The organism is Paraburkholderia sprentiae WSM5005 (genome assembly GCF_001865575.2).
GTDB lineage: Bacteria > Pseudomonadota > Gammaproteobacteria > Burkholderiales > Burkholderiaceae > Paraburkholderia > Paraburkholderia sprentiae.
The window spans coordinates 1,568,402-1,582,967 of record NZ_CP017561.2 but is presented as its reverse complement, the minus strand read 5'-3'; the positions used below and the strand labels follow the sequence as shown (position 1 = coordinate 1,582,967).

General features: G+C 59.1%; 11 protein-coding genes and 1 tRNA gene. 3 read left to right on the top strand and 9 right to left on the bottom strand.

The annotated features are described in order from the left end of the window. Window positions 1-5: 5 nt before the first annotated feature. Window positions 6-1,043: an aliphatic amidase gene (locus BJG93_RS07255; protein ID WP_027197641.1), complete on the bottom strand. Its 1,038-nt coding sequence runs from the start codon at window positions 1,041-1,043 to the stop codon at window positions 6-8. Window positions 1,044-1,480: 437 nt separating this feature from the next. On the opposite strand from BJG93_RS07255, the gene BJG93_RS07250 reads away from it, so the two are divergent. The 3 genes from BJG93_RS07250 to BJG93_RS07240 all read left to right on the top strand — a co-directional run bounded on the left by BJG93_RS07250 (window position 1,481) and on the right by BJG93_RS07240 (window position 5,196). Beyond that, a complete protein-coding gene (locus BJG93_RS07250; protein ID WP_027197640.1) occupies window positions 1,481-2,809 on the top strand; it encodes a purine-cytosine permease family protein in 1,329 nt (442 codons plus the stop codon). Window positions 2,810-2,888: 79 nt separating this feature from the next. Further along, window positions 2,889-3,905 carry an alpha/beta fold hydrolase gene (locus BJG93_RS07245; RefSeq protein WP_027197639.1) on the top strand — a complete coding sequence of 339 codons (1,017 nt, stop codon included), beginning with the start codon at window positions 2,889-2,891 and terminating at the stop codon, window positions 3,903-3,905. Window positions 3,906-4,041: 136 nt separating this feature from the next. After that, a complete protein-coding gene (locus BJG93_RS07240) occupies window positions 4,042-5,196 on the top strand; it encodes a porin (RefSeq protein WP_051374387.1) in 1,155 nt (384 codons plus the stop codon). 90 nt (window positions 5,197-5,286) lie between these two features. Here the strand turns inward: BJG93_RS07240 and BJG93_RS07235 are convergent, their stop codons facing one another. The 8 genes from BJG93_RS07235 to clpX form a co-directional block, all read right to left on the bottom strand. Then, on the bottom strand, window positions 5,287-6,621 hold the full coding sequence (locus BJG93_RS07235) for a sensor histidine kinase (protein ID WP_231337442.1): 1,335 nt from the start codon (window positions 6,619-6,621) through the stop codon (window positions 5,287-5,289). 37 nt (window positions 6,622-6,658) lie between these two features. Further along, window positions 6,659-7,480 carry a response regulator gene (locus BJG93_RS07230; RefSeq protein WP_051374386.1) on the bottom strand — a complete coding sequence of 274 codons (822 nt, stop codon included), beginning with the start codon at window positions 7,478-7,480 and terminating at the stop codon, window positions 6,659-6,661. Further along, complete coding sequence (locus BJG93_RS07225; RefSeq protein WP_034479351.1) at window positions 7,480-8,202, bottom strand: response regulator transcription factor; 723 nt, start codon at window positions 8,200-8,202, stop codon at window positions 7,480-7,482. Before BJG93_RS07225 ends, BJG93_RS07230 begins: the two co-directional genes overlap by 1 nt. 11 nt (window positions 8,203-8,213) lie before the next feature. Continuing rightward, window positions 8,214-8,861 carry a MipA/OmpV family protein gene (locus BJG93_RS07220; RefSeq protein ID WP_231337441.1) on the bottom strand — a complete coding sequence of 216 codons (648 nt, stop codon included), beginning with the start codon at window positions 8,859-8,861 and terminating at the stop codon, window positions 8,214-8,216. A gap of 1,024 nt (window positions 8,862-9,885) precedes the next feature. Continuing rightward, a tRNA-Val gene (locus tag BJG93_RS07215) sits at window positions 9,886-9,961 on the bottom strand. 101 nt (window positions 9,962-10,062) lie between these two features. Then, window positions 10,063-10,335 (bottom strand): HU family DNA-binding protein, encoded by a 273-nt coding sequence (locus BJG93_RS07210; protein ID WP_008923411.1) that lies wholly within the window; start codon window positions 10,333-10,335, stop codon window positions 10,063-10,065. Window positions 10,336-10,650: 315 nt separating this feature from the next. Then, entirely contained in the window at window positions 10,651-13,071 is a 2,421-nt protein-coding gene (gene lon, locus BJG93_RS07205) for an endopeptidase La (protein ID WP_027197634.1), read from the bottom strand. A gap of 201 nt (window positions 13,072-13,272) precedes the next feature. Further along, window positions 13,273-14,544, bottom strand: coding sequence for an ATP-dependent Clp protease ATP-binding subunit ClpX (gene clpX / locus BJG93_RS07200; RefSeq protein WP_027197633.1), 1,272 nt, complete (start codon window positions 14,542-14,544; stop codon window positions 13,273-13,275). Between the last annotated feature and the right edge of the window lie 22 nt (window positions 14,545-14,566).

Here is a 14,566-nt window from a genome sequence, read left to right as displayed (position 1 = left end):
CCGTGTTAGCGGTGTTGCGGATCGGCGTGCGGAATGCCTTCGATCGGACACTCCGGGGTCCCCGGCATGGAGCGCGTGATGGCTTCGACCTCGCGGCGCGTGCCTTCGGGGTCATTGATCCACTTGGTGTAGAACTCGTAAGGACATGCCGCTACACCGTGGACGTCCTCGCCCGAATTGATCTTTCCGGTATAGCCGCGATGCACCAGCTTGTAGAGATGGTTTTGCGACTGCATGTTCTTGCGTGCGTCGCGCAGCAGGCTGACAGACAGTTCGCCATACTGGATACCCATTTCTTCCGTTCCGCACTCGCCAAGCGTGCGACCGTCGAAACCGACGATCGCCGAATGGCCGAAGTACGAATAGACACCATCAAAACCGGTGGCGTTCGCCACTGCGACGTAGACATTGTTCATCCACGCCATCGTCTTTGCGGCCATGACCTGCTGCTCTTTCGCCGGATACATATAACCCTGGCAGCGCACGATCAGTTCGGCGCCGCGCATCGCGCAGTCACGCCAGATTTCCGGGTAGTTGCCGTCGTCGCAAATGATGAGGCTGATCTTCATTCCCTTCGGTCCTTCCGACACATACGTACGGTCGCCGGGATACCAGCCTTCGATCGGTGTCCACGGCATGATCTTCCGATACTTCTGGACGATCTCGCCATGGTTATTAATGAGCAGAAGCGTGTTATACGGTGCCTTGCTTGGATGTTCTTCGTGCTGCTCTCCGGTCAGCGAGAACACACCCCACACATTGGCTTTCCGGCACGCCGCGCTGAAAATCTCGGTCTCGGCACCGGGTACGGTGGCAGCCGTTTCATACATTTCCTTCGGGTCGTACATGATCCCGTGCGTCGAATACTCGGGGAAGATGACGAGATCCATGCCGGGCAGACCCTGCTTCATGCCGACCACCATGTCGGCGATTTTGCGCGCGTTCTCGAGTACCTCAGCCTTCGAATGAAGGCGCGGCATTTTGTAGTTGACGACAGCTACACCAACGCAGTCGTTGCTGCTCGAAATATCACCATGACGCATTGCTTTCTCTCCGGGTTGAGTCGGGAAACAAAAAAAAAGCCCGAGCAGACTCATCAGTCTGTTCGGGCTCTATTGCCTTTTCGCTCTTGCCGACAATGTTGGCGACAAGGAGATACATTCATTGCGCTCAAGCGTACGAAACAAGCGAACGCTTGTCAAGGAATCAGAATTCGTCTCTCGCCTTGGCTGCAACGTGACGGTTGAGAACCGCGATACAGGCTACTCGTTGAATGAAACATGATGAAATGGTAAATGACTTGACAGTCCTTTTTCGTTGCCAGATGCTTCGGTCCAGCAACACATCCTTTCGTCAACAGCGACGAATGCAAGAGGCAACAGAGCCCACCGCGCAGCCTGCAAAGGCGCCTGGTGGGCTTTTTTTTTGGTCACGGCTCAGGCTCGCGCGACGGCGGCTTGGCCCCATTGGGAACTACGTCATGTCATCTCCACAATCAGTAGGCATCGGCAGAGAAACGGCGCTTGACCACGTGCTCGGCGAAGAGTACGAGCACGCTCCCGTCCCCAAAACAGCGCGGCGCAGTGTGACCTCGGTTGCAACCGTGTGGGTCAGTTTTCCGATGATCATCACGAGTGCGATGACGGGCTCGATTCTGGTCGCGGGAATGGGTTTCGGGCGTGCGCTGAGCGCGATGATCACCGGCAACCTCCTGATGTTCGCTTATGTTGGCTTGCTTGGCGGCCTGGGAGCGAAGCACGGATTCAACTTCGCCCTGTTGGCAAGTCAGGTCTTCGGGCGCAAGGGCTATGCATTGGCTTCGGGCTTGCTTTCAAGCCTGCTGCTCGGCTGGTACGCGGTACAGACCGGCATTACGGGTAATCTTATTCACTCATCGTCTGGCGCGAACTACCTCGCCATGACGTTGATCGCGGGCGTGCTCTATCTTGCGGTCACCTTCGTAGGCATCCGCGGGCTGCACTGGCTCGGCATGGTTTCGGTGCCGCTCTTTCTAGTGCTCGGGACCTGGGTGGCAATCGATGCGGCCCAACATGCGGGATGGCATGCGGTGTCTGCTTATACCGGCACCCACCCGGCATCGTCGATGGCATTCGGCGTTGGATTGACAATCGTGATCAGTCTTTTTGTCGATGCCGGCACAGTCTCGGCCGACTTCAATCGCTGGGCGAAGAATGGTCGCGATTCATGGATCGCGACGTTCACGGCCTTTCCGTTCGCGAACTGCTACGCGATGCTGATGGGCGGCATCATGACGGCGGCCCTCGCGTTGCCGGATCCGCAACCGTTCGCGATGGACAACATGTTTGGATACATGCTGAATCAGCATCACACGTGGCTGAGCGCGGCTGCAGTCGTTTTCCTCTTTTGCAGCCTCGGCTCCGTTTGTGCACACTGTCTTTATAACTCCGCCGTCGGCTGGTCGAGGATCGTCGGCATCAAGATGCGCACGGCCGCAGTCATCCTGGCCGCCATCGGCATTGCCGTGGCCACAACCAACGTCTGGGCGCTGTTCATTCCCTGGCTCTCTTTGCTGGGCATCATCGTCCCGCCGATCGGGGCAATCGTGATCGTCGACCTGTATTTGGCCCGTCCCCGCGCCGGCATTGACCGCGAGTGGCGCGCTCAAGCGTTCGCGGCGTGGGCGATAGGATCGGTGGCAGCGTATGCGGTGGAAAAACAGATTCCCGAATTCTCGACAGCCGTATCGGCGTTCGTAGTGAGCGCAATCGTCTACGGCTTGATCGCGCAGGTTACGAAGAAAGCGGGCGTGGCTACCGATCGCGCTTGACGATTATCGGCGCGAGAAGGCCTGAGCGGACGCTTGGCCGCGCCCACCTCGATGTATCTTTCATAAGGAATGTATCAACATGTCGGACTACGAGATCTATTCTCTCGGCGATATCGAGCTCCAATGCGGGTTACGTATCCCCGACGCAAAACTGGCCTATAAGACGTATGGGACGCTCAACGCTGCGAAAGACAATGTGATTATCTACCCGACGTGGTATTCGGGGCAGCATTACGAGAATGAATGGCTGATTGGCGACGATAAGGGACTTGATCCGCGCAAGTACTTCATCATCGTGCCGAACATGTTCTGCAACGGACTTTCATCGTCCCCGAGCAATACGCCTGCTCCATACAGTAAGGCGCGCTTCCCGAACGTGACCGCGTATGACAACGTGCGCATGCAATGGCGGCTGGTCACGGAGCTGTTCGGCATCGAGAAGATCGCGCTCGTCACGGGCTGGTCGATGGGTGCGTTGCAAACGTTCCATTGGGGTGCGATGTATCCGGACATGGTCGAGCGAATTCTGCCGTTCCAGGGATCGTCGAAATGCTCAAGGCACAACTTTGTATTCCTCGAAGGCGTCAAGGCAGCGCTCACCGCCGACGCCGCATTTCTTGACGGCTGGTACGAAACGCAGCCCGAAAAAGGGCTGCGCGCGGCGGCACGAGTTTATGCGGGATGGGGATTGTCGCAAGCGTTTTATCGCGAGAAGTTCGATCTCGAGAAGCTCGGCTATTCCTCGCTGGAAGACTTTCTCGTCGGTTTTTGGGAGGGTTGGCTGCTGTCGAAGGACGCAAACAATCTGCTCGGCATGCTGTGGACGTGGCAAAACGGCGATATCAGCAATAACGAGCTTTACCAAGGCGATTTCGTCAAGGCGCTCTCGTCGATTCGCGCAAAGGCAATCGTCATGCCTTGCAAGACCGATCTTTACTTCCCGCCGGAAGACAGCGAATTTGAAGTCAAGCATATGCCGCATGCAAAGCTGGTCGTGGTCGATTCGATCTGGGGGCACTTCGCGGGCGGCCCGGGCACCAGCCCCGTCGATATCGAGGTGCTCCACAACGCACTGCGTGAGCTGCTCGCAAGCTAAAGCCTGACACCGGGAAAGCGCCGCGCCGCCGATAGACCGGTGGTGCGGCGAATGATCGAAAAATCGTGAGATGTAAGTCAATGCCTGCCCCGTTTACACCGGATTCCTTATTAACTAAAACGTAATTACGCTAGTCATGTCCATCAAAATCAAACATTTGGCGGCGACCGCCGTTGCGGGCGCACTCGTATCCGTCGCTCATGCCCAAAGCAGCGTGACGCTATACGGTACGCTGGACGAAAGCGTCCAGTTCACCAACAGCGAAAAGACCGCAGGCGGTAAAGCCGGCCCCGCATGGGCGCTGGCGAATTCCGCCAACAACACCACGGTCTGGGGCATCAAAGGCAGCGAGGATCTTGGCGGCGGCACGCACGCCATCTTCGATCTCGAAAGTCAATTCGGCATCAATAACGGCGCTAGTTCCATCAGCGGCTACATGTTCTCAAGACAGTCATGGGTCGGCCTCAAGGATGACCGCTGGGGTACATTGACTCTCGGCAAGCAGTACACGTCCGTCACCGATTATCTATGCCCTGTCTCGGCCTACTGCACGTTTGGTGGAAACACATCGGCACACGTGTATGACAACGATACGGTGGGCGGCAGCTACACGGTCAGCAACGCCGTGAAATATGAAAGTCCGTTGATTGGCGGTTGGCATTTCGGCGGCATGTATGCCTTTTCCAACGCGGCTGGCCAGTTTCAGAACAACCGTCTCGTGAGCGTCGGCACGGGCTATGACCACGGTCCGGTCCATGTAGCAGCGGCTTATATGAGCGCAACGAATCCGGCGAGCGCGAACGCCGCCGGTGCGGTGAATTCGAACATGGGGTACGCCATCGCCGCGAGCGATCAGACCGTGCTGGGCGCGGGTGCCCGTTTCGACATCGGCGGCGGGACGGCCGGTCTGTTGTATACACATTCCACATACCTCTCGCTCGCCAGCGGCAACTTGCTCGGTGTGAGCGCCGGAGAAGACCTCCGCTTCGATAACTACAGCGCTTACGGACATTACCCGCTCACGCACGCGCTGAGCCTTGGCGCCGGCTACACTTTGACGACTGAACACCTTTCCGGTGCTACGAGCGCAACGTTGCATAATCAGCAGGTCACGATGGAGGTCGATTACGACCTGAGCAGGAGGACGCTGCTGTACACCGAGGCAGCCTATCAACACGTCTCCGGAGGCAACGGCCTCAGCCTTTCCTACGCGGAAATAACGGACACCGGCATTCCTTCGGGTACTAACAGCCAGACGCAGGTCAGTGTGGGTGTGCGCCATAGCTTCTGAGCTTCCAGGCAGACCGGCGTGCATCCGTGTGGGCGCGCCGGCAAGTCATGACATTGAGCGCGCGAACGTTGCATCTGCTGCAGCGTCAGTTCAGCAGAACCGGACGACAAAGCAGGTGCCGAGGCGCAGGCTACTGACAGTTAGCCGCCAGTCGTGGGCCAAAGCGATCTCCTTGCAGATGGCCAGACCCAGCCCAGCGCCATCGTGCCGCGAATCGGGCGCGCGCCAGAAACGCTTGAAAAGAAATGGCAGATGTTCGTCCTTGATCCCGGGCCCCTCGTCGCGAATCTGCACCGAAACGTCGTCGACGAGGACCGACACCGTGCTGTTCGCTGGCGTTACGTTAATCGCATTCTCTAGAATGTTTTTGATGAGGATGAACAGCGCGCTGCGGTCCGCCCAGATCGATGGTCCGTTGCCCGCCGAATGGAGTTCAAGCTTGATCTGTCGTGCGTCGGCCTTGCGCGAAAGATAGGCCACCACGTCCTGCGCGACGTCAAGGCTATTGACGTTGCCGAACGTAAAGTTCTGCGATTCGCTCACTTCCGCCAGATGCAGGAGTTGCCGCACCTGACGCGCCATCATGTCGATCTCGCGTAGCAGCAGGTCCTTGTCTTCAATGTCCGGTTGCAGTTCTATCTGCCCGCGAATCAGCGTGAGCGGCGTTTGAAGTTCGTGGGCGGCAGATGCGAGAAACTGTTGCTGAACGGCAAAACCATTCTCCAATCTGCCTAGCGCGTCATTGAACGCATGGATAAGCGGCGTGATCTCACCCGGTATCCCTGTCAGCGAAAGACGTGTCTTGAGGTTGCGCGGCGTGATCGACGCTGCAGCCTTCGATGCTTCCCGCAGCGGGCGGAGCACGCAATAAACCGTCAATGTCAGCGTGAGGCCGAAGGTAACCATTGCCACGAGAATCGTCACCGGGACAATGATCTGGATTGGCGTGATTTTCTGGCTGATGATGGCATTGAGAAGACGCCTGCTCATTGCGGTCTGAACGTAGAACACAGCGTTGCCATGGGGGACGCGCAGCGTCATGATGTCGTACGGTTTCCCGTCGATGTGAACGCGTTGAACGCCGCCGGCGATCGTCTCCAGATCAGCCACGCTCCAGGGCGCGTCGCGCTCGGCAGAATTCGATGAAAGCAGCACGTTGCCCTGCGCATCCAGTACTCGGTACTTGAGCTCGGCCGGCACGACCTCGAAAAGCCACGCAGTCTTATCCGGAAGCCGTATCGATACCGGGCGACCCGACGCGTCGAACTTCAGGCCGTCCGCAATCTTGACGGCGTTTTCGATCTGCTCGTGCCTCCCGAGCATCTGTTCGGGAAAGTGATTGAACGCGTAGGCGACGACGGCGGACAGCACCGCAAGGCTGACAGCGAGCGCGGCAACGCTCGTCACCCAGACACGGACGGACAAACTTCGAAGCCATCGATTGAGCATGGTAGAGAGTGGTTCAGGCCTGCCGAGATCGGATGGCCGGCTGGTGGGTGGCAAGCGGATAGTCGGTCCGGGTAGAAGCCGAGCGCTGTAGCGTGCCGTGAGGCGGCGAAAGAAGTGCGCCCGTCGTGGCATCGTCTGTGGCCCAAGGGTGGAAAACATAGCCTCTTGCGCGCACCGTCTGGATCAGCTTCGGGTACGACGGATCCATTTCGATCCGTCGACGCAGACGGTGTATCCACAGACCCACGACGGGAAGCTGGTCCCGCGCATTGGAGTGAATGCAGTGTGCAATGAATTCTCTCGACAGCACCCGGTCCGGCGCGGTCGTAAAAAGATGAAGCACTGCGTATTCTGTTTGCTGCAACGGGACCGGACGGCCTTCAAACGAGAGCGTGCGCAAAGCGAAGTTCAATTCAAAGCCGCCGAACCGGAACGGCTGGCGATGGACTGGGCTGTGCAGCGGTTCGTCCATGACACGCCTGAGTACGCACCGGATCCTGACCAGCACTTCCTTCACATTGAACGGTCGCGACAGGACATCGTCGGCGCCGCATTCCAGCGCCACAATCCGTTCGACGACGTCGTCCGGTTCGGCGAGCAGGATGACCGGCATGTCGTCGCGATGCTCGCGCAGCATGCGCAATGTGGCGAGGCCGCCGCCGAACGACGGACCGCTTTTCATCACGATCAACGCCGGGCGTTCGAGCTCAAGGCGCTCGAGCACGCGCGCGGGCTCGTACAGGACGGCCACGTCGAAACCGTTCGACTGTAGGCACGTGCGCAACGCGTCGCGACAGTCGGGGTCGTCATCGACGACGAGAATCCGTGGTTTCATCAGTCGCTCCGTCCAGACGCCGGATGGTGAGGAACGTTGGCGGGTGCGGAGGTATGGTGCAACGAAAACCCCGCGCCGCGCACGTTGACGATGCGCGTCGCTGCACCGATCGCGGCCAGTTTCTTGCGCAGGCGGTGTACGGTCACTTCCAGTGCATTCGGGGTGACGGCTTCGCCGAGTCCCCAAGCGGCATGTTCGAGCGCGGAATGGCGAACGGTACCGCCTTTGGACCTGACGAGATGCAGAATGATCTGCAGTTCGGCGGGCGCGAGCGGCAGCGTTTGCTCACCGCAGCGGATCGCGCGTTCCTGGGGATCGACCTCGATGTCGGCGAACCACGCGCACAACGCCGTCAGCACGACAGGCCGGCGCATCAGCGTGCGTACTCGCGCGACCAGTTCGCTCATCGCGAACGGTTTGGTCACGTAGTCGTCCGCGCCGCTTTCGAGTCCATCCACGCGGTCGTGCAGCGCGTCTCGAGCGGTCAGCATCAGACAGGGCGTCATCTGGCCGGCTGCCCGCAGGTTTCGCAGAAACGTCAGGCCGTCGCCGTCGGGCAAGCCACGGTCGATGATCAGCACCGCATACTCGGCCCGGGTGACGCCGTACCGGGCCTCGGATAGCGTGGCGAACAGATCAGTCTCGATTCCGGCGGACGAGAGGGCCTGGCGAACCATCGCGGCGAGACGTGCATGGTCTTCGATCAGTGCAACTCGCGACATAGTAATTCCGCTCAGTTGAATTGATAGAGGTACCCGATCTTGACCTCAGGGATATAGCGCTTTCCGACCAGCGGGCTGTCGGTAATGCCGCCGCCGGGATGCGATATACCGACGTCGAATATCACGCCTTGATGCCGGGTGAAGTGATAATCCACTCGGGTGCCGAGGGACATGTCGTAGGTCGACTTCCCTGTGTAGGCGGGCCGGCCGGCGCGCGCTTCGGACTGTCGCACGCCGTAATAGTAGTCGACATATTTGCTGCTCAACCATTCCACACCTGCGTGCGGCTCGATCGAGAATCTGCCGTAGTCGAATACTTTGCCGAAGTCGATCGCGGCCCTCTGGCCTTTGTTGCCGCCTTCGAGAAAGTCGCCGGACAGCGTGCCAAATGCGGTGTGCCACGCCAGCGCGGGACCATACCAGAAAGCTCCGTTGCGGTCCTGCATGCCGTTCAGAATGGGCGCATCCGAGCCTTTATAGCCGTCGCCAATTGCGAAATGTCCACGCAGCGCGACACTGACGCCTGCCCAGCTGCCGAGCTTGAGATCGGCCGACGTGCCGAAAGCGTGCACCCATTTGTTGTCGAAGAAAAGCAGCGGAATCGGCGTGTACTTCGTGCCGTAGCCTTTATAAGGCGCCGCTTCGATTCCGGCGGCCACACCGAGGCCCCAATGTGTGACGTTCGTCGCGTTGCTCAGAACGGTCAGTCCGGAGTCGTCCGGGTTGCGCGACTCGGCGCCGTCGTCATCGGCCCGGACGGAGCCCGAATACAGGGCGACCGATGCGACGGCCAGAAGCAAATGATGTCTGCGGCGAAGTCTTTTATTCACTGTCGGTCCTAAAGTCGTGGGATGAGACAGAATTGACTTTAGGACTGGCAGACTTACCGCTCACTTACTCGGATGAGCGCTTTGCTGATCGGCGTGATCGCCCAACGCGACGGACCGCACCAGTTGGACCGACAGGCCATCGGTTCTGCGCCGCAACCCATCGACATTGAAAACACCACTGGGACGGTCATAAGACTTGACGCGGTCGATGTCAGCAGACGTGCCGCACGCGCCCGGTAGCATGCTCGCCGGCACTGCCGCGACCGTCATGACGACCGCGCGGACCCGCTTTGCGCGCTTGTGCTCGGCGCAGAACGTTACTCCACGACTCGGCGCCCCGGTCGGGAATAGCAGGGGCGTTCGTGAGCCTAGCGACTCGACATGGTGCACGCCGGGCACGTCAAAAAAAGGCGCCGACTTGTCCGCGTACGCGCAACGCCGGTCACGTGCAGCGAGGCTGCGACACGCCAAGATTCCCCATCGCGGCGGGAAGATACGACGTCACCACATTCCATGCGACGCGACCGTCAGTTAGCTGGTCGAGCGTCGAGATACGCCGCGCGAACACATACGGGCGCTCGGAAATACCGATGAAGTGAAACCGAAGCACAGGTTGCGCGTCACGGTGGCCATGCCGACGATTGCGGACAATGGATCGTTGACGGGGGCTGACAAAAGACAAAACATATAACGGAAAATACGACGATAAAAGCGCGGATTCTAATAGCCGACCGTGGCCATCTTTGTACTGTCCGCGGGCAAGAAAAAACCCGCAGAGCCGATGGCCGTGCGGGTTTCCGGGTACTGCAACAGCCTTGTTCAGACTGCCTTGGACAACAGAAAATCGCGAAACTGGTGGGTGCTGAGAGGCTCGAACTCCCGACCTACGCCTTGTAAGGGCGCCGCTCTACCAACTGAGCTAAGCACCCGTTTCGTGATTCAGTGCTTGATGTGCTTTCTGTCGTGCTGCCGCTCTCCACATGAATCGTTCATGCAATCGGACTATGCAATTCCTGATGCAGCAAGCCAATTAGTTTAGCGCATCCTTCAGCGCTTTGCCAGGCCTAAATTTGGGAACTTTCGCTGCCTTGATTTTGATCGCAGCGCCCGTGCGCGGATTGCGTCCGGTGCGCGCTGTGCGCTTGCCGACCGCGAACGTGCCAAAGCCGACCAACGTGACCGATCCACCCTTCTTCAACGTGCTCTTGACACCCGCGATGACTGCATCCAGCGCACGGCCGGCCGCGGCCTTGGAAATGTCGGCTTGTTGTGCGATGTGATCGATCAATTCCGTCTTGTTCATTCAAACCCCCGTGAATAGTTATTGGCAACCCAGACAGTGCTTTCCAGCACTCCCGCCACGCGGCCGGCGCTAACGCCAGGCCGCCTCATTAGAAGCGGCCGAAACCCTTATGTCAACCGGGGTTGAGCCTGATCAGGGGGTCTTAGAGGGGGCGCTTTCGTCACAGTATGTTGCAGCGGAAAGACTGGCGATGCGACTCAGCGACCGAGTCGTGCGGGCAAAAAAAACCCGCGGCCTTGACCGCGGGTTGTCTACTTCAGCAAGCAGCAGTGCTGCAGAGTACCGGCGTCAGCGCATTCTCATGCGCTTCGAGCCTTAGTGCTTGACGACGTCCGTCGCGGCATCCTTGCCCGCTTCAGCCGCAACCGGCGCCGAGGGCTTCGGCTCTTCCTCCGGCAGCGCTTGCGGTACACGTTCGAGCGCAAGCTCCAGAACCTTGTCGATCCAGCGGACCGGCACGATTTCGATCGCGTTCTTCACGTTGTCCGGAATCTCCGTCAAGTCCTTCACGTTCTCTTCCGGAATCAGCACCAGCTTGATGCCACCGCGATGCGCCGCGAGCAACTTCTCCTTAAGGCCACCGATCGGCAGGACTTCGCCACGCAGCGTGATTTCGCCCGTCATCGCGACATCGGCGCGCACCGGAATACCGGTCAACACCGACACCAGCGCGGTCGTCATCGCGATGCCGGCCGAAGGACCATCTTTCGGCGTCGCGCCTTCCGGCACGTGGATGTGAATGTCCTGCTTCTCGAACGCTTCGTCCTTGATGCCGAGACGACGCGAACGCGAACGCACGACCGAGCGCGCCGCTTCGACGGATTCCTTCATCACGTCGCCGAGCGAACCCGTGCGGATCACATTGCCCTTGCCCGGCATCACCGCGGCTTCGATGGTCAGCAGATCGCCGCCCACTTCCGTCCACGCGAGACCCGTGACCTGGCCCACCTGATTTTCCTTCGCGGCCAGACCGAAGTCGTACTTGCGCACGCCGAGGAACGTGTCGAGGTTACTACCGTCGACCTTCACCGCGCCTTCCGCCTTCTTCAGCAGCAGCATCTTCACGACCTTGCGGCAAATCTTCGACACTTCACGCTCGAGCGAACGGACGCCCGCTTCACGCGTGTAGTAACGAATGATGTCGCGAATCGCAGTTTCAGTCACATCGACCTCGCCCTCCTTGAGGCCGTTGTTCTTCTTCTGCTTCGGCAACAGATAACGCTGCGCGATGCTGACCTTCTCGTCTTCCGTGTAACCCGCCAGACGGATCACTTCCATCCGGTCGAGCAGCGGCGGCGGAATGTTCAGCGAGTTCGACGTCGCGACGAACATCACGTCCGACAGATCGAAGTCGACTTCGACGTAGTGATCGGCAAACGTATGGTTCTGTTCGGGATCGAGCACTTCGAGCAGCGCCGATGACGGATCGCCGCGGAAATCCTGGCCCATCTTGTCGACTTCGTCGAGCAGGAAGAGCGGATTGCGCACGCCGACCTTGGTCAGGCTTTGCAGGATCTTGCCCGGCATTGAACCAATGTACGTACGACGGTGGCCGCGAATCTCGGCTTCGTCACGCACGCCGCCCAATGCCATGCGCACAAACTTGCGGTTCGTCGCGCGCGCGATCGACTGGCCAAGCGAAGTCTTACCGACACCCGGAGGCCCAACGAGGCACAGGATCGGCGCCTTGACCTTGTCGACTCGTTGCTGGACCGCGAGATACTCGAGAATGCGTTCCTTCACCTTCTCGAGACCGAAGTGGTCTTCGTCGAGCACGCGCTCCGCATTCGACAGGTCGTTGTTGACCTTGCTCTTCTTGCGCCACGGCAAGCCGATCAGCGTGTCGATGTAGTTGCGCACGACCGTCGCTTCCGCGGACATCGGCGACATCAGCTTGAGCTTCTTCAGTTCGGCATCGGCCTTCTTCTTCGCTTCCTTCGGCATGCGGGCAGCCGTGATGCGCTTCTCGAGTTCTTCGAGATCCGCACCTTCTTCGCCTTCGCCGAGTTCCTTCTGGATGGCCTTGACCTGTTCGTTCAGGTAGTACTCGCGCTGGCTCTTCTCCATCTGACGCTTCACGCGCCCACGGATACGCTTTTCGACCTGCAGGATGTCGATCTCAGCTTCGAGTTGCGCGAGCAGATGCTCGAGGCGCTCGATCACCGGGAACATCTCGAGGATGTGCTGTTTCTGGTCGAGCTTGAGCGGCAGGTGCGCCGCGATCGTGTCGGCCAGACGCCCGGCTTCGTCGATACCCGACAGCGACGTCAGGATCTCCGGCGGGATCTTCTTGTTCAGCTTCACGTACTGGTCGAACTGCGACACGATCGCGCGACGCAGCGCTTCGGTTTCAGCGCTGTCGGCGTGGTCGGGTTCGAGCGGCATGACTTCGCACGAGAACTGCGTTTCCTGTTCTTCGATGGAAAGCGTCTTTGCGCGCTGCAAGCCTTCGACGAGCACCTTCACGGTACCGTCGGGCAGCTTCAGCATCTGCAGGATGTTGGCGATACACCCTACTTCGTACATGTCCTTTTCGGTCGGCTCGTCTTTCGCAGCCGTTTTCTGGGCGACGAGCATGATGTGCTTGCCGCCTTCCATCGCTGCTTCGAGAGCCTTGATCGACTTCGGGCGGCCTACGAAGAGCGGAATCACCATGTGCGGGAAAACGACTACGTCGCGCAGCGGGAGCAGCGGCAGCGTAATGCGTTCCGGCGGGAGGAGTTGGGTTCCTGACATTTCATTTCCCCATGAGTGGAATCAGTTCGTTCGATAGGTGAGGCCAGCAGAAAATATTGCAAGCCTCCGCGTGTGGGAAAAGTTCAGTGACTCCGAAGGTTCAGTGACTCCATAGTTGAGAACAACCAGCCTGACCACACGATAAACGAAAAAGCCGTTCACGTCGCCATGAACGGCCTTTTTGCAGAACTCGAAAGCCGATCAGTTCGAACCCGCGACCTTCGGCGCGTCTTCGTAGATCAGCAGCGGTTTGCCGTCGCCGTCAATAACGTTGTCGTCGATGATGACCTTGCTGACACCTTTCATTTGTGGAAGGTCGTACATCACCTCGAGCAACGCCTGTTCCAAGATCGAACGCAGGCCCCGCGCACCGGTCTTGCGGCGGATCGCCTTGCGCGCCACGGCCTGCAAGGCGGCCGGACGGATCTCAAGCTCGACGCGCTCCATGCTGAACAGCTTGTGATACTGCTTGACCAGCGCATTCTTCGGTTCGACGAGAATCTTCATCAGCGCCGCTTCGTCGAGCTTGCCAAGCGTGGCGACCACCGGCAGACGGCCGATCAGCTCCGGAATCAGGCCGAACTTGATCAGATCCTCCGGCTCCACTTCGCGCAGCACTTCGCCGGCATCGCGGTCCTGCTTGCTCTTCACGCTCGCGCCGAAACCGATGCCGGTCTTCTCGGTACGATCGACGATGACCTTCTCCAGGCCGTCGAACGCGCCACCGCAGATAAACAGGATGTTGGTCGTATCAACCTGGATGAAGTCCTGGTTCGGATGCTTACGGCCACCTTGCGGCGGCACCGACGCCATCGTACCTTCGACTAGCTTCAGGAGAGCCTGCTGCACGCCCTCGCCCGACACGTCGCGCGTGATGGAAGGGTTGTCGGACTTGCGGCTGATTTTGTCGATTTCGTCGATATAGACAATGCCGCGCTGAGCCTTGTCCACTTCGTAGTTACAATTCTGCAGCAGCTTCTGAATGATGTTCTCGACGTCTTCGCCGACATAACCGGCTTCCGTCAGCGTGGTCGCGTCGGCGATCACGAACGGCACGTTTAGAAGGCGCGCGAGCGTCTGCGCGAGCAGCGTCTTGCCGGAGCCGGTCGGGCCGATCAGCAGGATATTGCTCTTCGACAGTTCGATTTCGTCCTTCTTGTCGAGATGCTTGAGGCGCTTGTAGTGGTTGTAGACCGCGACCGCGAGGATCTTCTTCGCGCGTTCCTGACCGATCACGTACTGGTCGAGAATTTCGCGGATTTCCTGCGGAGTCGGCAGCTCAGACTTCGACAGGCCTGCCTCGATGCCCGCGCCTGCAGCCTCGTCGCGGATGATTTCGTTGCATAGATCGATGCATTCATCGCAGATGAACACCGACGGACCAGCAATCAGTTTCTTGACCTCATGCTGGCTCTTGCCGCAAAACGAGCAATACAACAGCTTTTCGCTGTTAGAACCTTTCTTGTCCGCCATAAATGTGTGAGCCTCCGGACAC